The 24567-nt window shown below is 62.1% G+C and carries 17 protein-coding genes; 10 read left to right on the top strand and 7 right to left on the bottom strand.

The genetic code is table 11. The features are described 5' to 3' along the window. Positions 1–7 precede the first annotated feature (7 nt). From AB8841_RS13975 to AB8841_RS14010, 8 genes are all read left to right on the top strand, one after another. On the top strand, positions 8–1516 hold the full coding sequence (locus AB8841_RS13975) for a glycosyltransferase (RefSeq protein WP_370436437.1): 1509 nt from the start codon (positions 8–10) through the stop codon (positions 1514–1516). 29 nt (positions 1517–1545) lie between these two features. After that, positions 1546–2748 (top strand): PilZ domain-containing protein, encoded by a 1203-nt coding sequence (locus AB8841_RS13980; protein WP_370436438.1) that lies wholly within the window; start codon positions 1546–1548, stop codon positions 2746–2748. 58 nt (positions 2749–2806) lie between these two features. Beyond that, positions 2807–4225 (top strand): mannose-1-phosphate guanylyltransferase/mannose-6-phosphate isomerase, encoded by a 1419-nt coding sequence (locus tag AB8841_RS13985; RefSeq protein WP_370436439.1) that lies wholly within the window; start codon positions 2807–2809, stop codon positions 4223–4225. Positions 4226–4238: 13 nt separating this feature from the next. Continuing rightward, positions 4239–7934, top strand: coding sequence for a right-handed parallel beta-helix repeat-containing protein (locus AB8841_RS13990; RefSeq protein ID WP_370436440.1), 3696 nt, complete (start codon positions 4239–4241; stop codon positions 7932–7934). Between the two features lie 7 nt (positions 7935–7941). After that, the gene (locus AB8841_RS13995; RefSeq protein WP_370436441.1) at positions 7942–8157 is read left to right on the top strand and encodes a hypothetical protein; all 216 of its coding nucleotides are present in this window, start codon (positions 7942–7944) and stop codon (positions 8155–8157) included. Positions 8158–8220: 63 nt separating this feature from the next. Continuing rightward, on the top strand, positions 8221–11154 hold the full coding sequence (locus AB8841_RS14000; RefSeq protein WP_370436442.1) for a tetratricopeptide repeat protein: 2934 nt from the start codon (positions 8221–8223) through the stop codon (positions 11152–11154). 46 nt (positions 11155–11200) lie between these two features. Continuing rightward, on the top strand, positions 11201–14053 hold the full coding sequence (locus tag AB8841_RS14005; protein WP_370436443.1) for a tetratricopeptide repeat protein: 2853 nt from the start codon (positions 11201–11203) through the stop codon (positions 14051–14053). A 64-nt stretch (positions 14054–14117) separates the two neighbouring features. Then, positions 14118–15449 (top strand): tetratricopeptide repeat protein, encoded by a 1332-nt coding sequence (locus AB8841_RS14010; RefSeq protein WP_370436444.1) that lies wholly within the window; start codon positions 14118–14120, stop codon positions 15447–15449. A gap of 83 nt (positions 15450–15532) precedes the next feature. Here AB8841_RS14010 and AB8841_RS14015 read toward each other — a convergent pair whose 3' ends face one another. Next, positions 15533–16609: a hypothetical protein gene (locus AB8841_RS14015; RefSeq protein ID WP_370436445.1), complete on the bottom strand. Its 1077-nt coding sequence runs from the start codon at positions 16607–16609 to the stop codon at positions 15533–15535. A gap of 574 nt (positions 16610–17183) precedes the next feature. On the opposite strand from AB8841_RS14015, the gene AB8841_RS14020 reads away from it, so the two are divergent. Further along, complete coding sequence (locus tag AB8841_RS14020; protein ID WP_370436446.1) at positions 17184–17774, top strand: LuxR C-terminal-related transcriptional regulator; 591 nt, start codon at positions 17184–17186, stop codon at positions 17772–17774. A gap of 254 nt (positions 17775–18028) precedes the next feature. Here AB8841_RS14020 and AB8841_RS14025 read toward each other — a convergent pair whose 3' ends face one another. Next, positions 18029–18217, bottom strand: coding sequence for a hypothetical protein (locus AB8841_RS14025; protein WP_370436447.1), 189 nt, complete (start codon positions 18215–18217; stop codon positions 18029–18031). A 545-nt stretch (positions 18218–18762) separates the two neighbouring features. On the opposite strand from AB8841_RS14025, the gene AB8841_RS14030 reads away from it, so the two are divergent. Further along, positions 18763–19464, top strand: coding sequence for a LuxR C-terminal-related transcriptional regulator (locus tag AB8841_RS14030; RefSeq protein ID WP_370436448.1), 702 nt, complete (start codon positions 18763–18765; stop codon positions 19462–19464). A 31-nt stretch (positions 19465–19495) separates the two neighbouring features. Here the strand turns inward: AB8841_RS14030 and AB8841_RS14035 are convergent, their stop codons facing one another. The 5 genes from AB8841_RS14035 to AB8841_RS14055 are packed head-to-tail and all read right to left on the bottom strand — an operon-like array spanning position 19496 to position 24499. After that, entirely contained in the window at positions 19496–21136 is a 1641-nt protein-coding gene (locus tag AB8841_RS14035; protein WP_370436449.1) for a GMC family oxidoreductase, read from the bottom strand. Between the two features lie 34 nt (positions 21137–21170). Beyond that, on the bottom strand, positions 21171–22145 hold the full coding sequence (locus tag AB8841_RS14040; protein ID WP_370436450.1) for a branched-chain amino acid ABC transporter permease: 975 nt from the start codon (positions 22143–22145) through the stop codon (positions 21171–21173). A gap of 4 nt (positions 22146–22149) precedes the next feature. Then, a complete protein-coding gene (locus AB8841_RS14045; protein WP_370436451.1) occupies positions 22150–23037 on the bottom strand; it encodes a branched-chain amino acid ABC transporter permease in 888 nt (295 codons plus the stop codon). A 3-nt stretch (positions 23038–23040) separates the two neighbouring features. Next, the gene (locus AB8841_RS14050) at positions 23041–23748 is read right to left on the bottom strand and encodes an ABC transporter ATP-binding protein (protein ID WP_370436452.1); all 708 of its coding nucleotides are present in this window, start codon (positions 23746–23748) and stop codon (positions 23041–23043) included. Beyond that, positions 23741–24499, bottom strand: coding sequence for an ABC transporter ATP-binding protein (locus AB8841_RS14055; protein WP_370436453.1), 759 nt, complete (start codon positions 24497–24499; stop codon positions 23741–23743). The genes AB8841_RS14050 and AB8841_RS14055 overlap by 8 nt, the downstream gene beginning before the upstream one ends. Positions 24500–24567 lie beyond the last annotated feature (68 nt).

Genomic DNA, 24567 nt, shown 5'->3' on the forward strand with positions numbered 1-24567 from the left:
AGCCAGCATGAGACTGTCCGAGACCATCTGGGCACATCTGCTCTATGTCGTTGCCGTGGTTGCATTCGCGGTCGCGTTGCCGGCGGAATCCTATCGGATGATTGGAGGCGGCATCATCGGGGCGTTCGGTCTTCTGGCAATATGGCGTTATGGGTGGGGGCTCGTCCATTTCATCAGGGCGCTGGTGTACAGGCTGAAGGTCTTCCCGCGTATGAGGGCTTCAGCCGACGCCTTCATCGCACGCGATGCTCCCGACGCCTATCTGCTCGTGACGACATTCCGCATCGATAGTGCCGTCACGACGAGGGTATATAGGGCTGTTTTCGAGGCGGCCATGGCTGCGCCGGGGCGGGTGACGGTCGTCGCATCGATCGTGGAAGCTGCCGATCAGAGACTGGTCAAGACTCTTTTCCGAACTCTGTGCTCGAAGCAAGACAAGATTGACCTGGTCGTCGTGCGAATTGCCGGAACCGGGAAGCGTGACGCCCTTGCCTACGGTTTCAGGGCAATCGCACGTCGTTGTCCGGCCAGGGACGATATCGTCGCGGTCATTGACGGCGATAGCGTCGTCCCGCGAGACCTCATCAGGAAATGTGCCGGTTTCTTTCTGCAGGACCCGCAAATCGGTGGGCTGACGACGGATGAAGTGAGCGAAGTCCGCGGCCACCGCATCTTCCAGGAGTGGTATGCCCTGCGCTTTGCGCAGCGCCATACGCTGATGTCCTCAATGGGGCTGGCGGAGCGAGTTCTGACGCTGACCGGACGTATGGCGATGTTCCGGGCGAGCATCGTCTGCAACTCGGATTTCATTCGGCAGGTGGAACTCGACTATATCGATCACTGGAGGTTCGGGCGGTTCAAGTTCCTGACGGGAGACGATAAGTCGAGCTGGTTCTGGCTTCTGCGCAACGGTTACAAGATGGCCTATGTGCCGGATGTCGTCGTGCTGACCGTGGAAGATCCGCCGTCCAACAACTTCGTGTCCGCGGCCGCAATGCTCATGACGCGCTGGTTCGGAAACATGCTGCGCACCAATTCGCGGGCCGTCGCGCTCGGGCCGAAGCGAATTGGCTTCTTCACCTGGTGGGCCATTCTGGACCAGCGCATTTCCATGTGGACGTCCCTCGTGGGTGTCTCCGCGGCCCTGATCGCAACGTTCTTCATCGATGGCTACGCATTCCTGCTCTACGCCTTGTGGATATTGACGTCCCGGTATCTTCAAACCCTGTCTCTTCTCACGGCCCGTTCAAGAGTGTCCGTCTTCTATCCCTTACTGCTCTATTTCAATCAGATCTTCGGGGCGCTCATGAAGGTTCATATCATGTTCCGTCTCGATCGCCAGAAATGGACGCGGCAGAAGACCACGGCAGACATACGTGATGCGAGACGGCCTCTGATCGCCAGCAGCTTCATGTCCGCCTACATGCATAGTCTGTCTCTCGCGGCCTTCCTGGCACTCCTAGCGTGGAGCGTTGACGCCCTGCCGACACCCCGGGCGATGTTGTTCCTTCCGTGATCGGTGTATTCCAGATGGAGAAACGACCCATGTCGACGATTACGCATGAAGCTGAGGTTCAACGCCAGCATCCGCGTTATCGCCTGCCGATGCGGTGCCTTCACAACGGTGTACCGGTTCCCGTCATCGACCTTTCGGTTGGCGGTATCGGAGTGAAGCTCGGCGCGCTGGATGTCAAATCCGGTCACATCGTGGATCTTGTGCTCGCGTTCCCATTCGACGGATACGAGCTCACGCTGCCGATGCGTGCCGAGGTCCGATATGCCAGCAAGGAGCATGGACGCGTGGGGATGCGGTTCGTGGACGTCTCTCCGCGCCAGAGCAACCTTCTGCGCTTCGTCCTGAATGCCTATCTCTCCGGAGAGGTGGTCGATGCGGGAGACGTGCTCGACGTCGTGGCACGCCGAAACGAGGGAAAGACACGCGATGTCCCCCAGCGTCAGCAGCCGGCAGGGTTGATTGCGAGCGCCGCGCAATTTGGGCGCAGCATGGCGGGCTACGGCCTCATTATAGCGGCAACCGTCCTGCTCATCGGATTCATCGGCACCGGCATATTCCAGCGATTGTATATTATTCCGGCGCAATCTGCGATGATCACGGCTGATCTTGTCACAGTTCCCTCGCCGTCGAGCGGTCAGGTCACGTTCATTGCGGCGGGGAGAGAGGTTCAGGCCGGAGAGCCGCTTCTAACGATCCAGGGACCGCAAGGGACAAGCAGTACCGTAATCGACAGTCCCTGCGATTGCTTCGTCCAGGCGCGCTACAGCCGCACGTCGAATTTCGTTCGTGAAGGAGCGCCAGTGCTTGTGCTGCGGGACAAGACAAGCTCGCCCTACATCACTGCCAGCATCCCTCAGAGTGACGTTCTGCGCTTCTATCGTGGTGCGCAGGCTATCGTCGAGTATACGGACGGAACCCGCGTCCGGGATGTTCCGATTGAGCCGATACCGACCGTCCCACACGAAGACGCAACGGCCGAGCACTTTCTTGTCAAACTCGCGCCGGGCCGCGATCTGAACGATAGCGCAATTGGGCAGCCGGTTTCCGTCGTGTTCGATACCTTCTCAGGATCTCGGATCAGAGCCACGACCCGGAAGATCAGTTCCGGCCTGAGCTGGGTCAAAATGAGAACCGCCTCGCTTCTGGCCGAGGGCATGGGGAGAAGGAACACGACGCAGGTTGGACAAAAGCCTGAATCGTATAACGGCGAACGGGTCGCGAACCTCAAATAGGGACAATTTTGTCGCTGGGGAATGCCGATTTTGACGTGTCGAAAAATGGAGGCGAACAATGAACAGTATCATTCCTGTGCTGATGTGTGGAGGTTCCGGAACACGTCTGTGGCCCGTCTCCCGCGCGAGCGAGCCCAAGCAGTTTCACGCTTTCTCCGGTCAGAGAAGCCTTTTCCAGCAGACGGTCCAGCGCTTCTGCACTGAACTCTATGCGGAGCCGCTCGTCATCGTGAACAACAATCATCGCGATCTTGCACTACGGGAGATCGGCGAACTGCAAACAGGTCCGGTCCGTCTGCTCGTGGAGCCCTGCGTCCGAAGCACCGCGCCTGCGATCGCTGCCGCTGCGGCCCTGATTGCGGAACAGGATCCTGACCGGCTGATGCTGGTGGCTCCCAGCGATCACCTGATCGAGCACGCAGATATCTTTTCCGACGCAGTGAGCCAGGCGGCACAGGCCGCACGTCAAGGGCAGATCGTCCTGTTCGGCATCCGGCCGACGCACCCGGAGACTGGCTTCGGCTACATCGAGATCGGGGAGAGCTTCGACGACGTCAGCTTCAGAGTGGCGGGCTTCGTCGAGAAGCCCAAGCGCAACGTGGCCGAGATGCTCGTCTCCGCTGGCTCCCATCTGTGGAACAGTGGCATATTCATGTTTACCGCGCGCACGATCATGGACGAGCTCGAACGATATGCTCCGGATGTCATGGCCTGCGCACGGCGTGCGGTCAGTGCGGCCCATCGCAGCAACGATACCATTCGCTTGTCCGCTGATTTCGACATCGCACCGGTCATATCCATCGATTACGCCGTCATGGAGAAGAGCGACCGGCTCGTCTGCGTTCCGGTTTCGCCGAACTGGCGTGACCTCGGTTCATGGTCGGCACTTTGGGACGTGGGTGCGAAGGACGACAATGGCAACGTCGCGCAGGGTGATATCGTTCTACGGGATGTGCGCAACAGCTATGTTCATGGGAACTCGCGGCTCGTCACCGTCATCGGAGTCGAAAAAATCGTCGTTGTCGATACGGCGGACGCGGTTCTCATCGGATCCTTGGATCAGGCGCAGAACGTGGGGCGCATCGCGAGCGAGCTGGCATCGGCGAAGCGCCCCGAGGCCAGTCTCCACCGCAAGGTCCGTAGGCCATGGGGATCCTACGAGTGCCTGAAGCTCGGCGATTGCTTTCAGGTCAAGCATATCATCGTCGCTGTCGCCGGGCGTCTTTCGCTCCAGTATCATCATCATCGCTCGGAGCACTGGACGGTCGTATCCGGAACTGCTCGCGTCACAGTCGGCGACGAAGTTTCCGTAATGACGGCCAACGAGTCCGTCTACATCCCGAAGGGCGATGTTCATCGCCTGGAGAACATCGGCGATAGCGAACTGCATCTGATCGAGGTTCAGTGCGGCACATATCTCGGCGAGGACGACATCGTGCGTCTGGAAGATCAGTATGATCGGATCATTACGATGTGATCTGCGAAGTCGCTTGCGGGGGATCGCTGTCGTCGCGATCTCTCTGCTCCTGTGCTCAGGGAGCTGGGCCCAGGAGACAGGCGAAGTCGGGCGCCTAGCGGAGGAGGCGCGCCAGGCGCTTCTTGCCGGCAACCAGGGTGCTTCTAGCGAGCAGAGAGCTGCTTTCTACCAGACCGCTCTGGCACGTGTTCAGCTTCTCGAAAAATTCGGCGCGCAGGATAATTCCGGCTCACCCGAATTGCGGGAAGGAGCGCGCATCGAACTCAAGCGCCTCGCTGACGACGGGTTGAGCCACGACATGCTGGGTGAACTGCTCCTGCAGGCCCTTCTGGTTGATCTCAATGAGGGGCAATCCGGCGCTGACAGAGCGGATCTCGGCGTTACGCTACACCAGGTTGCGAGTGAGCAAAGGGCATCGGAACATCGTGCGCTCGCTTTCATCGAAATGGGGCAAGCCTATAGCAGGATCGGAGCCCAGGATCGTGCGTTGCGTTACGCAACGCTTGCGCTTGAGGCGGCAAAATCCATTCCGGAAGCGACCGAACAATCGAAAGTCTTCAACGCGGTGTCCCGCCTCGCGGCTCTGCTCGGACCGACAGGCTTGGCTCTTGCGGAGCGCGCTGTCGCCCTCATCCCGCGCTCACAGGATCGCGCCTATGCACACCAGGATCTCGCGCGCGCGGATCTGAAGGGGACAGCTTGGCAGAACGCCACCAGGGAGCAGCTGGCTGTAGAGGCTCGCAGGCGGCTCGCGACTGGCGATATCAGGGGCGGGCTACATTTGGCGCTGGCCATCCCCGAGGGCGGCGAGCAGAGGGCACTGCTGGCGGACCTTCTGTCGGCTGCCCTCATGCATAAGGATATCGAGGCTGCCGTCGTGGTTGCCCAGAGTTTCGTCAGCGTCGGAGAGCAGCAGAAAGCCCTTGCCTCGGTCGCTAAGGCATCGGCCGGGAGAGGCGTCCCGCTGCAATCCGCAAGCGTTCTCGAGGCCATGCAGGATGGGCCCGGAAAGGCGTCGGCTCATCTGACCGTCGCGACCGCGCTCGCCCGAGCCGGCTATGACAAGATGGCTGATGAACTCTTTGGGGAAGCGCTTCAGGATGCACAGGCGATGGATGGGGCGGATCAGGCTGTAATCTGGCCTGAGGTTGTCCAGGCCTTCGCGCAGGCCGGGCGGCTGGACGAGGCGCTGGGATATGCCGCGCGCATCGAGCCGGGCACGGCAACGTCTTCGGCGCTGAGCGAGCTGGCAGAACGCTTGGCCGACAGCGGCCGCCTTGCTGATGCGAGCACGCTTATGCCTCGCATCGAGGAGCCGGATGATCGCTCCCGTGCGCTCAGCGGAATCGGGCGTGCGAGGGCCCGGACCGGCGATATCGCCGGCGCTGTTCAGATCAGCGCGAACCTGACCGATCCCGAGGATATCGGGCGCATCCTTTCGTCCGTCGTGAAGGCTCTTTCACTCTCGGGAGAGTTCGAGGAGGCCGCCGCGCTGGCCGGCCGGATCGAGGACAAGCAGGTTCAAGTGGAGGCCTGGGTCGAGATCGCCCGTCAGGCCGGCACGTGGAAGGAGGCCGCGACAGGCGAGAAGGCCTTGGGAGAAGCCATTCACATTGCAGGGATCCAGGGGACAAGAGATCGGGGCAAAGCCTATTATGCGATTGTGAAGTCGCTGGCGGATCTCGGCGACAGGGCTCGCGCGAACGAGTTGAGACTGCGCATCATGGATGAAGGCTTCCGCAGCCAGGCCAATGAGGCTCTCGGCAAACTCGCGGCCAAACAGGCCGTAGAGCAGAAGAAGCGGACCAGCTTGCCCGATGCGACCCTCAAGCGTGCCTTGAGCCAGCCGATGAGCGATGAGGACAAGCAAGAGATCGCTATTGATCTGGCCGGGGCGCCGAACGGCATTGTCCCTGCTTCCGGACTCATCCGCACGATTGAGGACGATAGAACCCGCAATGCCGCATTCCGTCGTCTCGCCGAGCTGCAGATGGCGGCTCTGTCCGAACCCATTGAAGAAAAGGCGGGAGAGATTGCGGAAACCGCCGAAGCTCTTCCCCAGGATCTTGCCGAGGATAGCGAACTTGGACCGGAACGTCGGACCACAAAGGGTCTTGTCCTGGCCTCTGTCGAGAACGAAATCACCACGATCGTCCGTCCACCAGTCCCACAGGGCTTGGCCCGGGCGTCCGGCATCCGCGCGACGGTTCCATGGCCGTCCGGAGCTGTGGCCGGGATCACGTTCGCCAATTACAACCTCTACATTTCCAAGTTCCTGGATGAGGGGCCGAGCGGTGGCACTCGTCTCGAGCAGGCAGCGCGCCATCAAGGGCTTCCGAATCCGCGCATCATCGTCGTCCAGTCAGGCAGCACGACGCTGGGAATGCTCGCCCGGCAGTTCCGTGGAACTGACGAGGACCTTATCGCCATCGAAGGCGACGTCCTTACCCTGCGCGTACCCGTGTTCGTGGCACCCGGTGCTCGCCTCATCCTTTCCGGCCTGGATAGCCCGGTCTACCGGTTCAGTGCCGATGCAGGCGCCTTCGTCGCAGGCGCCGGGGATATCGAGATCGTGGATGCGCAGATCATCGGCTACGACGAGGAGGTGAAGAGGCCTGCCTGGTCGGACAAAAGCCGGGTTCACGATTTTCGTCCGTTCCTTCTGTGCTGGGGCGACGGACGCATGAACGTTGCAGGTTCTGTGCTGACTGCGCTTGGTTATGAAAATTCCAAGTCTTTCGGCCTGTCCTACTCGTCCGGCCCGATCGGCGTCTCGGAGCTGCGCGATCAGGCGCACGCAACAGGGTTCGTTGTCGACAATGTCTTCCGCAATTCGCATTTCGGCTTCTACTCGTATGAAGCCGAGAGCATTCATATCATCGGGAACGAGTATATCGACAACGTCATCTACGGCCTTGATCCCCACGATCGAACCCGCAAGCTTACGATCGCGCTCAACACGACCTACGGCACGAAGGTCAAGCATGGGATCATCGTCTCACGCGAGGTCGACGAGAGCGTCATTGTCGGCAATCTCACCTTCGACAATGTCGGTTCCGGCATCATGCTGGATCGGGGCAGCTCCAACAACGTCGTGCATGCCAACAGCGCCTTCAACAACGAGCAGGACGGCATCACTCTGTTCGAGAGTTCATGCAATTTGATGACGGCCAATCATCTTCTCGCCAACAAGCGCGACGGCATGAAGGTGAGAAACAGTTTCGATATCGGGATCTACGGCAACCGGATCGAGACGAATGGCGGCGCCGGAATCAACGCCTATGTGGCCAATCTGATCGAGACGAAAAGCGGTGAAACGCGCGACTTCAGGACGGATCCCTACGATCCCGTGACGAGCATGTCGCTCCGCAGGAATCTCATTTCCGCAAACGGGGTCGGCATCAATGCCGAAGGTGTATCGGGCTTGGCCATGCTGTCGAACAGGTTCGTCCGGCAGTCCCGTCGCCTTTTCGGGGGAGACCTGCGCGGCCTTGAGGGGCCGATCCTTCAGGGGGCGCATTCAAGCATGCTGATCGCGAGCGTCTGCCGCCCGGTGAGACCGCTCGTTGCCTGCCGTCTGCGGGAGCAGGGCTATTTCGAAGGCGGCGCGGATAGTCATGCCTTCGATCCTCACGCCAGGAACGACTGCACGTCCGTCGATGGGACCGTGCAGCAGCGCGCCTTCAGCAACGCCTCCCAGAGGACGTGAGGGAGGCATGAAACGCAGTCTTGCCATCGTTCTCCTGGGCGTGGTTGCGGGACCCAAGATTGCCATGGCCTATGTCTCAAGGGATGACATCCCGGGCGGAGAAGCGGCCTCCCGCAAGTCCGATCGGGGCTTCCCCACCAAGCGAGGCCACGGCCGCCATGACATGGCAGGGGCGGAGTCAATCGTTGCCCGTGATTGGACCGGCCTGCCGAGCGGAGGCTGAAGAGCAACAGGCCTTCGAGAGGGGAGTTCGCCGACGCCCATGCGACGTGCATAGGGGACGTTGATGGTGAAAAATTTCAGTCTTGCCGCCATTATGGCGGCTCACGTTCTTCTGGTGCTCACGCCGGCATTCTCGCAACGATCGCCGGATCAGGAGATCCGCGGCCGCTTCCAGGCCCTCACGCAGCGGATCGAACAGCTGCGTCAGCGGCAGGATCAGGATGCCTTGATCGAACAGGCGCAGCTCCTTCAGGACGGCGTGCCGATCAGTGAGACCAACCCGCTGGGCAGACCGCAGCCCGATGAGGCCGCGCGGCTCCTCGATCGTGCACTGGCCTCCCTGGGGCCGCGTTGGCCCGAAGCCGCGGTTCGGCGCGCTAAACTCCTGTTGACCAAAGACGCCGGACAGGGGGCGCGCGGGCGCGCGGCCGAACTCCTGCGCCGTGCCGCCGCCATGCAGAGTCGGGATGCGGCCTATCTGCTCGCCGGCCTGATGGAGGCGGGCAACGGCGTACCGCGCGATACGGCCGGGGCCAAAGGGCTCTATCAGGTGGCTCTGCGCCTGGGGCATGGCCTGTCAGGCCTTGCCCTCGCGCGGCTCGAGAGCAATGCGACGAAGGCTGATGTCTATGCCACGCAAGGGTTGCGGCTTCTGTTCCAGGAGGCGCACCAGGGGGCCGCCGACGCCGCGAGGATCCTCGCGGATCATTACCGCTCGACGAGCGACAAGGTGCCTGATCGGTTGAACGCGGCCCTCGAATGGTACAGGCGCGCATCCGATCTCGGAGATGCGGAGGCGTTACTGCAACTTGGCCGGATCAGGCAGGATATGAGATCTTCGCTGTACCGGCCCGAGGAGGCGCGCTCCGATTTCGAGAAGGCGGCCGTGGGCGGGTCGGTGGAAGCCGCGCTCGTCCTTGCGCAAGATCCTTACGACGGCGGCTCTCTCGGCGTTCCTGCCGCGGAGGCCGAGATCTGGCTCAGGAGGGCTCTCGAGAGTCGCGTGCCGCGCGCCCTGATCGCGGGCATCGAGATCCGAAGCCAGCAGGGCAGGGATAGGCGCGAGGAGGCGAAGCTCTATCTCGCCGAGGCTCTGAAGGATGCCGGGCATGAGCCGGGGGTTCTCGTCGCGCTGGGGCGCTATCTGCGCGCGGGAGATCTCGTCGAGAGAAACGTTCCGCTCGCGCTCACGTTCTTCGATAAAGCCGCCGGGCAGGATAACGTCACGGCTGCGTACGAGTATGGACGCACGGTCTTCGGTTTTCCGGATGCGGCGACGGAGCCGATGAGGAGGATCGCGGCCGCACGTCTTCAGAATGCGGCGGAGCGCGGCGATGTGAAGGCCGCACTCACCCTTGGCGATGTTCTCTTGAACGGCAAAGGTGTCGATCCGGCGCCATTGGATGCGCGGCGCTGGTATGAAAAGGCCGCGGAGGGTGGTTCGACGGTGGCCTTCGTGCGCCTCGGGGATCTGTACCTTCGCAGGCCTGATGACAGGGATGTCTCGCGTGCGATCGAATGGTATCGCAGGGCAGCCGATGCGAACATTTCAACCGCCATGATCCGCCTCGGGCGCATGTTCGACGAGGGGCAGGGGGTCCCGCAGGATTATGCGCTGGCAGCCACATGGTTCAGCCGTGCGGCGGCTGCCGGAAGCGGCCCAGCCATGGTGGCATTGAGCGCTCTTTATTCCCGTGCCGGCGGGCCGGGACATTTCAACCTGGCACGGGACGTCCTGGAGAAAGCGGTTCGGGCCGGCGATGCGCGAGCATCGATCGCTCTCGCGAAGCTCTATCTTGCGCGAGGAGAGAAGCCGCTTGCGGACTCAGTCCTGAAGCGGGCGGCCGACAATGGAGATCCCGAAGCAGCCATTCAGTTGGCAGAGCTCTTCCTGTCTGGGCCTGCCGATCAGGCAGCTCTTGCCCGGCACTGGCTTGTGGCGGCGGAGAAAGCCGCGCTCGGCACAGATGGGCTGATGGTGCGGGTCGCCGTTCTGCAGCTGAAGGAACCAGCCCAGCGCCGGAAGGGAACCGCGACCCTGGAGGCGATCGCTCGAAAGAACAACACCGATGCGATGACGGCTCTCGCGCAGGCGCTGCTGGACGGGACCAGCATCGGCCCCGATCCCGATCGCGCGGAGGTGCTGCTTCGGCGGGCCATTCAGCTTGGCGACGAAGGAGCACGTTTCGTGCTCGCCAAAGCGTATCGCGACGGGAACGGCATCGAGAAGAACCCCGCTCGCGCCGTTGCGCTCTACCGCGAGATTCACAACGACGAGCCGGGCGACCCGAAGGTGCTGCTCGCCTTGGGCGATGCCTACGTGAGCGGCGAGGGGGTGCCCCGCGACCGGGCGCTCGCGATTCAATTCTATGCACAGGCCGCGCAGAATGGAGATCCCGAAGGGAAGGCGCATCTGGGGATGGCCTATCTTTACGGAGGCGGGGTCCCTCACAACGGAGCGAAGGCGGAGCGCCTCCTGTCCGAAGCAGGCGAGAGCAGCCTGATGGTGGCGCGGCTGAAACTCGGAGAGGCCAAGGCGTCGGGCATGGGAGCCGCGATCGACCCGGAGGGGGCGTTCGCATCCTATCTGCGGGCCGCGGAGGCGGGATCGCCCGAGGCCATGATCGAGGTGTCGCGTGCGATCAGAAACGGCTTCGGCACCCAGGCCGATCCCGTTCTGGCGCAATCCTGGCTCGAACGGGCGGTGCGCATGGGATCGCCTGATGCGCTCTATGAGCTTTATCGCGTGATGGCAGTCGCCAAGGATGCGAAGCCGCAGGAGGCCGAGCGCTGGCTCGTTCAGGCGGCACGGAGCGGTCACGCCGCCGCCATGTACCATCTCGCACTGCGCTATCGCCCAACTTCTCCCGATCAGAACAGGATCGACGGGAACGAATGGCTCGCCAAAGCGGCGCAGGCCGGTCACTGGCAGGCCATCAAGGCCATTCGCAAGAAGAAACTGCCCGAGCCTGGGGACGGCGATGGGGACGACGAATAGGCGTCGACAGCCAAGCGTCGGTTCCGGATTCATGGGAGATGCCATCATGAAACAGCCGACCCGCGCTCATGATCCGGTAAAGACCCGGTCGAAAGCCCCGATCGGAGCCGTGATCGCGATCTCTCTTGCAGGGCCGATCGGCGCGCCGGGCTCCCTCCTGGCGCAAACGGGCGCCTCGCGTTCACTGGCGCCGACCGCCGATTTCAGCAAACTCTGCGTCGCTCCCCCGAAGGTTACGCTGACACGCGCCTGGAAGAAGTGGGACAAGAAGCAGCCTGTCCGCAATCTCGACGAGATGTACAACGCGGCCTTGCTTTACGCTGATGGTGCACCGCAGGTCGCTCGCGATCCGGTGACGGCCCGCAAGCTGCTGGAAGAACTGTCTGCCCGCACGTGGCCGGGGAAGGGGCGTGCGCTTTATCGCCTGGGCCAACTGATGCTCGATCCCGCAGCGGGTCCCATCGATGCCGAGCGGTCCGCGTCGCTGTTTTCGGCTGCGGCCTCCATGTTGCATATGGACGCCGCGGTTCAGCTCGCCCGGCTCCACGAGCAGGGACGGATCAAAGGGGCGGACGTGAAGGAGGCCGAGCGTCTTTTGCGAACGGCCTCCGCGGCCGGCAATGTCGATGGCGTAATCGGGCTCGCGCGTCTCCAGGAAAGCGGCCGTCTCGGAGCCGTGCCGCAGGCCGCGACCGAGGATCTCGTCAAGCTTGGACTGCTCATCCTGTACGGCGATCTGGGGCGAGGGAAGTGCAGCTCCCTCTTTGAGATCGGCTCGATCTTGTCCGATGACGCGCTCGTGCCAGGAGGGCTGCCGGAAGCGGTGAAGTGGTTCGAGGCGGCCGCACGACAGGGGGATTATCGGGGCGACCTGTCCTTGGCCGGGATCTACATGCAAGGGCGGGTCACGGTCGCCCCGGGCGTGGTTCTCAGGCATCTCACCAAGGCCGCCGAGGCGGGATCGGCTCAGGCCATGACGTCGCTCGGCGAATATTATCTGCGCGGAGACGGAACGCCCAGGGATGTCGCCAAAGGTGTGGCTTGGCTGGAGAAGGCCGGGACTTACGCCGATGTGGACGCCTACAAGCTCCTTTCCCGTCACTATCGCGGAGAATTCGGATTGCCTCCGGATCTGCCGAAGGCTGCGGACGCCCTGTCTCGGGCCGTTGCTCTGCCGGGGCATACGTCCAGCGTCATCGTTTCGCTCGCCCGTCTCTACGCGGCCGGCATCCACGGTCAGCCGGACATCAAGAGCGCACTCGCCCTTTACCGGCAGGCAGCCGAGAGCGGAGACCCCTCGGGCCTGACGGAACTTGCCAAAATCCTGCTCGTTCGGCCGCAGGATGCCTTTGGGACGGATGTTCTCGGGCTCCTCAACGAGGCGGCCAGACGTGGGAACCCCGAGGCCATGGGCTTGCTTGCGGATCTCTACGAATGCAGTGCCGTCGTGGCTCCGGACATGGAGCAGTCACGTTCCTGGCTGATGCGCGCCGCGGCGGCGGGGCACGCCCGCAGCATCGCGACGCTCGCCACGCAACCGGATGCCGATCCGGAGGCCACGCGCCGGAATGCGGAGGCGCTCAAGCGTTCCGCGGAGAAGGGAGATCGCGAGAGCATGGTGTACCTCGCTCTCGCCTACCGGACCGGACAAGGTGCCGAGCAGGATGACCGTCTGGCCGCCGAATGGCAGAAAGCCGCGCTTGCTCCGGGCGAGGATCTGTCCCGGTCCCAGTTTCTTCTGGCTCGTAAACTCCTGACTGTCGGGAGGCCCGAGGCTGACCGGGCACTCGGGCGCAATCTCCTGGAGGAGGTCGCAAGAGGAGGCGATGCGAGCGCCGTGTTCGAGCTCGGACGGTTTCTGACGGCCGCCAGCCAGCCTGGCAGTCCCGAGCATATGCGGGGCGTGACGCTGCTCCAGAATGCGGCCGCATCCGGTGTCGTTGCTGCGATGGTGGAACTGGCGGACCAGCCCGACGACCAGCTCCGCGTTACCGGAAAAACGGCGGCCGATTGGAGAAGAACTGCGGCCGAGGCCGGGAATGCTCGCTCGGCGATCGCTCTTGCGGCTCTTGCGAAGGATCCGGCCGATCTATCGGCATGGGTCGAACGGGCCGAGGCGCTCCCGGTCTGTTCCGCCAGGGATATGGTGGATCTGGCCCGGATCCACTATCGCACGAACAGCCCGCAGGCAGCCGAACGGGCGCGCCTGTGGCTTCAGCGCGCAGTTGCCGACACGAGGCTCCATCAGCCGGATCCGGCGACGCTCTTCCAGATCGGCCGCGCCATGTTCGATGGCGTCGGAGGCTCCACGGACCCGCAGGAAGCGGTGACGTATATCGAGCGTTCCGCCGAAGCGGGGAAGGTCGAGGCCATGCGATTCCTCGGCCGCAATTATGCCTCCGGAGCTTTGGGAGAGGGCAAAAACGAGCTCGCTGTCGCATGGCTCATCAAAGCCTTGCGGGCACAGGACGAAGGCGCGGCCGCCGACCTGGCGCGCCTAGCCACAACGTCGGAAAAAGATGCCGGACTTGCCGTTGAGGCTCTCAAGGAGGCCGCCGACAAGAGCTTCGGTCCCGCCATGCGCGAATACGGACGCAGTCTTCAGTTCGGCTTCGGCACAGTGGCGGATCCCATCCAGGGGGCCGTGTGGCTGCGCAAGGCAGCCGAGGCGGGCGATATTGTCGCCATGAAGGAGCTCTCGCGCGCCTATGCATCAGGATATGGCGTGGAGTTATCGGCGAATGCCAGTACCGACTGGCTCCTGCGCGCGGCCAAGGCGGGCGACATGGAGGCCATGTATGGCGTCAGCCTCGCGATGACGCTCGGGTTTGGAACCGACTTAGATGCGGACGCCGCGCAGAAATGGCTCGCGACCGCCGAAGCGACGGCGCGCAAATGATCGTCGGGGAGCGACGGGAATGAAGCACGGAATGGATCGCCGAGGACGAGTGAGGAAGAGGCCCATGATCAGAGCGAGCCACATTGTGCTCCTGAGCTGCCTGCTGGCGAACACTGCTCTTGCTGCGCCAGAGAGACAGGAGAACACACCTGCTGCATCCGCCTCGGCTCAGACCAGCCTCACCCCGGCGAAGTTGAAGGCGATGCCGACGGCACGTCTTCTCAAGCTCGGGCAGTCCGCATTGACGGCGGATGCCGAAACATCGGCTTTCACGACCGGGCTTGAAGCTCTGAAAGTTGCGTCTTTCCGAGGCGATCGCGTTGCAACGCGAATGCTCGGCAAGGTCATGGCGCGTCATGATCTTCCCATCATGGAGAATGGTTCCGCCCGCATCGAGAGCAGACTGAGACATGAAGCGATGCAGGGAGCATCCAGCTCCGTTCTGGCGATTGCGGGAATGTACGATCGAGGCGATGGCGTTCAGACGGACACGAAGAGGGCGGCTGAATGGTATCTCTGGGCCGCACGGCTCGGAAACCGCCGTGCGATGGCGAACGTCGCCTATGCCTACGGGACCGGCCGAGGAGTCGCGCGCGATGACGCGGCAGCCTTGAAATGGCTCAAGGAGGTCAATCCCGGCCGCGCCCGGATGACGCTCGTCGATATCGGCTGGGCATTGGCGACCGGATCCGAAGGGAGCGCAGACATGCCGGCGGCTTTGCGCTTCTTCGAGAGAGCCGCGCAGGTCGGTCCGGATGTCGCCTACCAGGTCGCGCTCGATCTCGATCGCGGCACGAAAGGGATTCGGAACCGGGAAGCGGCAGGACATCTGATCAGGGTTGCGGCCGAACGCGGCGACAGCGCCGCCGCGACGCATCTCGCAAACATTCTCTCCGGCAGCGACAAGCTGGAGGATCAGCGCCAGGCCGTGCAGTGGTACAGTCTGGCGGCCCTGGACAAGGAAAACGCCACCGCGGGGCAGGGGCTCTCCCGGCTCATCGCCTTGCGCCCGCAGGACGATCTCGTGCCCGGCATCATCGCGGGTTTGGAAAAGGCCGTGGAGGCCGGAAATCACGAGGCTTTGCTCGGCTTGGCGCTGGCCTATGCCGACGGTATCGGCGTGGAGGCTTCACCTGGGCGTGCCGCGAGCCTTCTCCAGCAGGCGGCCGATGCAGGCATCCCCGAAGCGAAATACCGGCTCAGCCTCCTGTACAGGTCCGGCACCGGCGTCGACATGGACCTCGACAAGGCAATCGAGCTGATGAGCAGCGCTCAGGAAAGCGGATTTCCGTTGGCTGCCGTGGCCCTGAGCGCGATGGTCGATCAGCCCGCTCCGAATGCGGCTCCCGGACAGTCGGCCCCAACCGCAGCCGGGAGAAGTACGATGCCTCGGTGATCGCGCTCATGAGCCGTGGAACGTATCAGAGGAAATGGCTTGCTGAGAGCATCGGGTGCGCCATCGACCTCACCTCCGATACTCTAGCAGGGACGGCGAGGGTCGATTGCTTCACCCCGTTCGCCCTTGATACCAGTGCTCTTCCCCGCGACCGAATTGCCGCAGATTTTTCCTTGAGGTCCTGTCTGTATTTTCAAGCCGCCGACCTCATTGTCGCGCAGAGTATTGGAATAGGCGTTGTTGCCGATGCCGTCTCCGGATTTGTCCCCGCCGAAGCGAATGCCGGCACCGCGATTGCCGTAGACGTCGTTGTAGCGGAAAGTATTGCCGCTGCCCCGGGAATCGAGCCCTGCTGACTTCCTGTCCCGTTGTCCCGTACAGCGATTATGCTCGACGATGTTGCCGGATGAGCCTTCCTTGATGTCGACGCATTCGTTTCCACGCGTGTTGAAGGTATTGTGATGAATCCAGTTCGCGTCCGAACGGTCGACGGATGCATCGGGCGCGCCCCTCTGCCCGAGTTGCTCGGGAGCTGTACCGATATAGACGCCTTCGCCGTTCTTGCCGCCTTCTTTGTAAACGAAATCGTGGACGCCGCAGTTCTCGATTCTTGAGTTGGCGATCTCGTTGCGCTGAGCGTAGTACCGCAGCCGCACGCATTCGCCGCCTGCATTCCTGAGGTTCATGTGAACGATGCGAAGGCCCGTGATGCCGTCTCCAGGCTGGCTCCCAATGGCGTAGATCAGTTTGTCCCGGTAGCTGTTTTTGCCTTCTGTCGCACTGTGCCTGCCGTCGATGGTGAAGCCATGCAGCTCGATATAATCATGGTTGATCTGGACGATTCTGTTGGCTCCCGCACCTGAGAGGATGGCGCTGCGCCCTCCTGTGATGACGATCGGATGGCCGGGCTGTCCGTTCCTCACGGTTCGGATGTCCTGAAAATAACGGCCGGGGGCGAGCACGATCATATCGCCCGGCTTTGCCCGCTCCAACGCGGCTTGAATGCTGTGCAGCGGATCGGATCTCGATCCGGTGCCCGCCATGCCACCCGAGGGCGCGACGAAATAGGTCTCGGCCCATGCGGCATTCGTGGCAAGCCCGAGAAGCAGCACGATCATCCGGATCGGCAGCATTCTCTGAAACGCATATATTCCGCTCATGTGAATCTCCGGACAGGTGCGTATGGAGGGGTTTGCCGCGTGTGGAATCGCGCCGTCTCGTGCCGTGCGGACAACTGTTTATCGGAGCGGAGAAATCCATATCTTGCTTACGGATTGCATCGGAAGCATCATCGATGTCGCTTATACGAAATTGCCTCTTTCAGCGGATGCTTGTGAAGGCCGTATGGCTGCAATGGGTTTAAAAACGAGGAACGTCGAGAAGAGTGCATATGATCTCATGATCATGAAAATCGGCATTCATTTTGGACCTAAGTCCTATACTCCCTAAGCAGTAACAGATACCTCCTTTGCCTTGTAGTCCGGGAACCGGCCGTTCGTATAATCGGAGGTAATCTCTGCGAAAAGGCTCGCTCGCATGACAAATATCCTTCAAGTCACGACGATTTTGGGGTGCAAGAACTCGATGCTCCGTGAGGGGATTAGGCACATCTTGTCGAGTACGCGCTACAAAGTTCATCCTGAGGATCTGAGTTGCCGCGGAACGACTGTGCCGCAGGTTTATGGTCATGCTCCTTTTCTCTTCATTATTGACAGTAATCTTTACCCGGATGGGATGAACAACCTCGTCCGGGATCTGAAGGCACAGCATGCCAACGCACGTGTCGTCATTCTCGCAGACGGCTTCGATCTCGATGAAATGAAGCTCACGCTCCAGGCCGGAGCAGATGGCTATTGCCTTGCGACGACCGGATGCGAGGCAATGATCAAGTACCTTGATCTCGTCATGCTGGGTGAGGTGGTTTTTCCATCCTCCGCCTTCTTGAGCACCATGATGCCGTCGGGACAGGTGATCGTACCCGAGGCCGAGAGCGCGGCGATCGCGACGTCTCTTCCTCAGATAGAGCGCATTGCGGAGGCCAAGGACTCGGTCATTCGCACCCTGTCCAGCCGCGAAGCGGAAATCCTGCAATGCCTGATGGAGGGGGCGCCCAATAAGGTGATCGCCCGCAAGCTCGACGTAGCCGAGGCGACCGTCAAGGTTCATATCAAGGCGATCTTGAGAAAGATCCGGGTGGCCAACCGCACGCAGGCTGCCATGTGGGCCGTCAATCATTTGTCCGGCGGCCAGGAGCCGGCGTGGCCGCAGCTTCAGGCCGGCGACAGGGGAATGTCGCAGGTTCCGCCCTTCATGAAGATCTGCTGACGGCCGGGGAAGAGCCGGGTCCCTGCCGGACGCATTGGGGGCGAAATGTGCAGAGCGGCGGCCTTTGCGACTGATCCGATGCCCCCTTCCTAGATGAGCGCATTGTTGCGTGTGGACTCGCCGGGTCCGCATGATGCGTTAGCGCGTCGTGCGAAAAAGTGGCCTCGGTTTTTCGCAGCAAACGATGCGCCATTTAGGGACTGGAACATCGAATTGGATCCCAGAAGTGGAATCCACTTTTCACGTCCGATGCTCTAGTGCAGATTGTGCGTGAGCTTGATCGTGAAGAGCACGCAGCCGTCGCTGTCGGTCGCCTCCAGACGCCACCGGTCCCACTCGATCGGCTCCCCGTCCGCTTCAGCGCGAAGCTCCATGACGGCCTTGAGGGCCTGGGCCCAGGCTTGATCTAAATCCCTGACTTCGACGCCTTCATCGTCGATCATGGTTTCGTCGTCGCTAATCAGGTTGAAATAACATCTCATGATCAATCAGGCAGATCGTCTCTATGGGTTAGTTATATCATTCTAGGCCGCCCGAAGAGCGTTTCCATAAGCGGCTTTGAGGCATGTAGCCCCCGACTATCGTGCAAGATCTTAATCAAGGGTCATCTCTGAATAGCATAGTTGATGTGGGGCGCTTCGACTTTAGTCTGGCTTTTGGTCAGATACTCACAAAGACATAGAGCGGAGCATTCGGTTAATGTACTAAAATTGAAACTGTATAACGTAAACGACGTACGATTTTTAACAAACTTTTAAGAGAAGTGAATACGAGGTGATTGTGGGAAAGGGCTAAATAAGCTAATTTACCTAAAGAAAAGTATCGTATCCCTCTTCTTTCGACTTGAAGCCCAGAAAAAGGCTCTCCTATGCGGAAAACCTACGATCTCGATGGCTCGTCACTTCCGGGCGTACCGCTCACGAGAGAGGCGGGGCAGACCCGATACCTCGAATTGGCCCGCGCATCCGAACATGCGCAGGATCGATACATGAGCTCCCAGACGATCCCGACGCTCCTTGTCGAATCAAATACTCTTCTGCGCGAGGGGTTGCGGCGAATTCTGACGGAGACGGCGTATAACCCCGTCGCTCTGTCTCCCAACCTTGACGGCATTCTTGCGGAATGGGAGGCGAATGCCGGTCCGTTCCTGCTGGTCATGGGGTGCTCGCGCGATCACGAAGAGGCCTGCAGTCAGGTTCGGGAGATCAAGAGCCAATATGACTCGGCGCGCGTGCTGATGCTGGTGGATCAGTACGACCTGAAGCAGATCATCTCCGCGTTCCAGGCAGGGGCGGACGCCTATCTGATCAAGTCCGTGTCCTGCGAAGTTCTGGTCAAGACGCTGGATCTCGTCATGCTCGGCGAGGTCGTATTCCCGTCGGCCGTTCTCGACCTGCTGAACGAGCACGTTCTGCGGCCCAACGGTGACGGCCGGACGCCGGGAGCCGAGAAAGCCTCTGACGAGCAGTTTCAAAGCAAGGGATTGTCCGTCCGTGAGACCGTGATCCTGCGCTGTCTCATGGATGGCGACTCGAACAAGCTCATCGCCCGGAAATTCGATATCACCGAGGCGACCGTCAAGGTGCACGTCAAGGCGATCCTGCGCAAGATCCATGCGAAGAACAGGACGCAGGCCGCCATCTGGGCTGCAAGTCATCTGCCGGCCGACGGGCAGGTATCGGCCCAGTAGCCAAGTCGGCCCCGTAGCCAAGTCGGCCGCCTCAGGCCGACTGCCTGATCCCTTCCGGCGTCCGGGCCTGATCCTCCAGGATCATGGCGGCGCCTTTCTCGGCGATCATGAGGGTCGGCGAGTTTGTGTTGCCGCTGGTGATCGTCGGCATGACCGAGGCATCGATGACGCGCAGCCCCTCGATGCCGCGAACCCTCAGGCGTTCGTCAGTTACGGCCATAGGGTCGCTCTCGATTCCCATCTTGGCCGTTCCGACCGGATGAAAGATGGTGGTGCCGATGTCACGGGCGCCGCTGAGCAGCTCGTCGTCGGTCTGCAGCTGGACGCCGGGTCTGTATTCTTGCGGCCGGTATCTCTGCAGCGCCGGCATCGAGACGATGCGACGGACGAGACGCAAGGAATCCACGGCGACCTGCTGGTCCTCCGGCGCCGACAGATAGTTGGGTCGGATGGAGGGCGCATCGGCCGCGCTGCCGCTCCTGATCCTGATGCTGCCCCGGCTCGTGGGGCGCAGGTTGCAGACGCTCGCCGTAAAGGCTGCGAACGGGTGCGGCTCGTCCCCGAACTTGTCCAATGACAGCGGCTGAATGTGGAACTGAAGGTTGGGTGTGGCGTACTCGGGAGAGGAGCGCGTGAAAGCTCCCAGCTGCGACGGCGCCATCGTCAGCGGTCCGCGCCGGAACAGTGCGTATTCGAGCGCCATGAGGCCCTTCTTCGTGAGCGAGCGATATTCCTCGTTGAGCGTGCGTACGCCGGAAACCTTGTAGATAGGGCGCAGCTGGAGATGATCCTGCAGGTTCTCGCCGACCCCGGGCAGATGCTGGAGGACCTCGATCCCATGCTGCCGCAGGAGAACGCCGTCGCCGATGCCGGAAAGCTGGAGGATTTGCGGGGAGGCCACCGCACCGGCCGACAGCACGACCTCCTTGCGCGCATGAATGCGCCTGAGTTGTCCCTGCTGCAGGATTTCGACGCCGACGGCGCGCCTGCCGTCGAAGAGGATGCGCGTGGCATGCGCATTGATCTCGAGCTTGAGGTTCGGACGTGTCAGGGCGGGCTTCAGAAAGCCGCGCGCGGCCGACCAGCGCCGTCCGTTCCTTTGGTTGACGTGGAAATAGGAGATCCCCTCGTTGCTGCCGGTGTTGAAATCGGAGGTGCGGGGAATTCCGGCCTCGACAGCCGCTTCGATGAAGGTGTCGAGAATATCCCAGCGCATGCGCGGCGCTTCGACGCGCCATTCTCCGCCGCTGCCATGATGCTCGCCCGCGCCGAGATAATGGTCCAGATGCCGGCGGAAGATCGGCCGCACGTCGTCCCAGCCCCAGCCGGTCAGGCCCAACTGACGCCAGTTGTCGTAATCCTCGCGCTGGCCGCGCATGTAGATCATGGCGTTGATGGCCGAGCAGCCGCCCAGGACCTTGCCGCGTGGATAGTTCAGAACGCGCCCGTTGAGGCCGGGCTCGCTCTCGGTCTTGAACATCCAGTCGGATCGCGGATTCCCGATGGCGAAAAGATAGCCCACGGGAATGTGGAACCAGATCCAGTTGTCCCTTCCGCCGGCCTCGAGCAGGCAAACGGAGTTGTGCGGATCCTTCGAGAGACGGTTCGCCAGAACGCAGCCTGCCGAGCCTCCGCCGATGATCACGTAGTCGAACGTGGTGCTGTCGGACATGACACGCCTCGATCGTTCGCCACAGGCCCTGATGTCAGGCGGTGCCTTTGGGCTTGCGCTTCATGAGTTCCAGAATCTCGCCCACGATGCCCCGGCGGAACAGCAGGACGCAGATGACGAAGATGATGCCGATCAGAACCGTGACGGGGAATTGCGACGAGGCGAGATAGTTCTGCAGGGCGATCACCAGTCCCGCCCCCACGATGGGGCCGATCATGGTGCCGATGCCGCCGAGAAGGGTCATCAGGATGACCTCGCCCGACATCTGCCACTGCACATCCGTCAGGGTCGCGAACTGGAAGACGATCGCTTTTGTGCCGCCCGCGAGACCCGCGAGGGCGGCCGACATGACGAAGGCGCCGAGCTTGTAGCGATCGACCCTGTAGCCGAGAGAGACGGCGCGTCTCTCGTTCTCGCGAATGGCCTTCAGAATGTTGCCGAACGGCGAGTTCACGATGCGCCAGATGGCGAAGACGCCGAACAGGAAGATCGCGAGCGTGACGTAGTACATCGCATGCGGCTGGTTGAGATCGATCAGCCCGAGCAGATGCCCGCGGGGCACACCCTGAATGCCGTCCTCGCCGTGGGTGAAGGGCACCTGCAGGCAGATGAAGGCGAACATCTGGGAGAGGGCCAGGGTGATCATGGCGAAATAGATGCCCTGACGCCGGATGGCGACGAAGCCGATGACGAGGCCCATGGCCGCGGCGCCGGCCGCGCCGAGAAGAATGCCCGACAGCGGCTCCCACCCCCAAACCTTGACCGCATGCGCGGTGAAGTAGGCCGCTCCTCCGAAGAACGCGGCATGGCCGAAGGACAGGAGGCCGACATAGCCGATGAGCAGATTGAACGCGCAGGCGAACAGCGCGAAGCACAGGATGCTCATCAGGAGGACGGGATAGAAGAAGAACGGGGCCACGATCAGGGCGGCGACCGCGATCGCGCCCAGCACGAACGACGTGGTGCGCAGCCGGGGCTGCTCCGTCAGATATTGGGTTCCGACAGCCATGATGTTACTCCTCCCGCCCGAAGAGGCCTGCCGGCCTGATGAGCAGAACGATGGCCATGATCACGAAGATAACGATGCTCGAGGCCTCCGGATAGAAGACCTTCGTCAGGCCTTCCAGCACCCCGAGCATATAGCCGGTCACGATCGCGCCGAGGATCGAGCCCATGCCGCCGACGACGACCACGGCGAAGACGATGATGATCAGGTTCGAGCCCATCAGCGGACTGACCTGATAGATGGGAGCCGCCAGCACGCCGGCCAGGGCAGCGAGGGCCGCTCCCAGACCGTAGGTGAGCGTCAGAAGAAGCGGCACGTTCACGCCGAAGGCCTGCACGAGCGTGGCGTTCTCCGTGGCGGCCCGGAGATAGGCGCCGAGCCGCGTCTTCTCGATCAGAAGCCATGTGCCGATGCACACGAACAGGGAGGCCGCGACCACCCAGCCGCGATAGACCGGCATGAACATGAAACCGAGATTGAGCGCGCCGGTCAGCTGAGTCGGGGGCGCATAGGGCTTGCCCGCCGCCCCGAACCAATGGCGGAATGCGCCTTCGAGGATGAGCGCCAGGCCGAAGGTCAGCAGCAGGCCGTAGAGCGGATCGAGGCCGTAGAGGCGCCGCAGCATGAAGCGTTCGATGATCATCGCTCCGGCGCCGACGATGAGAGGCGCCAGGATGAGCGCGACCCAGTAGCCTATGCCCGCATAGGTCAGCAGCAGATAGGCCGCGAAGGCGCCGAGCATGTATTGGGCGCCGTGCGTGAAATTGATCACCCGCAGCAGGCCGAAGATCACCGCGAGGCCGAGGCTGAGCATGGCGTAGAAGGAGCCGTTGATCAGCCCGATGAGGATCTGGCCGTAGAGGGCGGGGGTGGGAATGCCGAAGATCGTGCTCATCGCTTACACTCCCAGCACTTCCTGGAGTTCGTCCATGCGCGCATCGAGCTCATGGCCCGGGAAGGAATTGACGATACGTCCATCCTCCATGAGGTAGAAGCGGTCCGCGACCTTGCGCGCGAAGCGGAAATTCTGCTCGACGAGCAGAATCGTCATGCCGCGCTTCTTGAGGGTGACGAGAACGTCGCCGATGCGCTGGACGATGACAGGGGCAAGACCTTCCGTCGGCTCGTCGAGCAGGATGATCTTCGCTCCGGTGCGCAGGATGCGGGCGATCGCCAGCATCTGCTGCTCGCCGCCGGAGAGCTTCGTGCCCTGGCTCGAGCGGCGTTCGTGGAGGTTGGGAAAGAGCGTGTAGATTTCGTCCACGCTCATTCCGCCGTCCGAAACGCCCGGCGGCAGCATGAGGTTCTCGGCCACGTTGAGGCTGGCGAAAATTCCACGCTCCTCGGGCACGTAGCCGATGCCGCTCTGGGCCACCTTGTGGAGGGGAAGGCTGAGGAGATCCTTCCCGCGCAGGCGGATCACGCCTTCGCGACGGCGCAGAATGCCCATGATGGCCCGCAACGTCGTCGTCTTGCCCGCGCCGTTGCGTCCGAGCAGCGTCACGGTTTCGCCCTCGCGGATATCCAGGTCGACGCCGTGGAGCACATGACTTTCGCCATACCAGGCATTCAGCCCGCGAATTTCGAGGAGAGGTGCGTTACTCATGCTCGGTCCCCATATAGGCCTCGCGCACGCGCGGGTCGGCGCTCACGGTCGCATAGGAGCCGTCGGACAGGATTTCTCCGCGCGCCAGAACGGTCACGCGGTCGCACAGATCGGCGACGACGTGCAGGTTGTGCTCCACCATCAGCACGGTGCGGTTCTTGGCGACGCGCCGGATCAGGTCGGCGATCCTTCCGATGTCCTCATGGCCCATGCCGGCCATCGGCTCGTCGAGCAGGAGCATGGCGGGGTCGAGAGCAAGCGTGGTGGCGATCTCGAGAGCGCGCTTGCGGCCATAGGACAGTTCGGACGCGGTCAGGTGCGCATAGGGTGAGAGATTGACCGCGTCGATCAGCTCCAGCGCGCGCGCATCGAGCGCCGAGAGGCTGCCGGAGGACAGCCAGAACTGGGTTGCGAGGCCTTTAGGGCGCTGAAGCGCCACGCGCACGTTGTCGAGCACCGTGAGATGCGGAAACACGGCCGAAATCTGGAACGAGCGCACGAGGCCGAGGCGCGCGACCTCCGCGGGCTTCATGCGCGTGATGTCGGTTCCGCGAAAGGCAATCTGCCCGCGCGTCGGCGTGAGAAACTTGGTGAGGAGATTGAAGACCGTGGTCTTGCCGGCGCCGTTCGGGCCGATCAAGGCATGGATCGTTCCTTCGTTGACGGACAACGTCACGTCCTTCACGGCGACGAAGCCGCGAAACTCCATGGTGAGGCCTGTGGCGCTCAAAATCGGTTGAGTACTGACCATCTGTCGGCCGCTGATCCCGAACGATGAGAGAGATAAAAGGGGCGAGGACGGAGCTGACCGTCCTCGCC

The sequence above is a fragment of the Microvirga sp. TS319 genome (assembly GCF_041276405.1).
Taxonomy (GTDB): Bacteria; Pseudomonadota; Alphaproteobacteria; order Rhizobiales; family Beijerinckiaceae; genus Microvirga.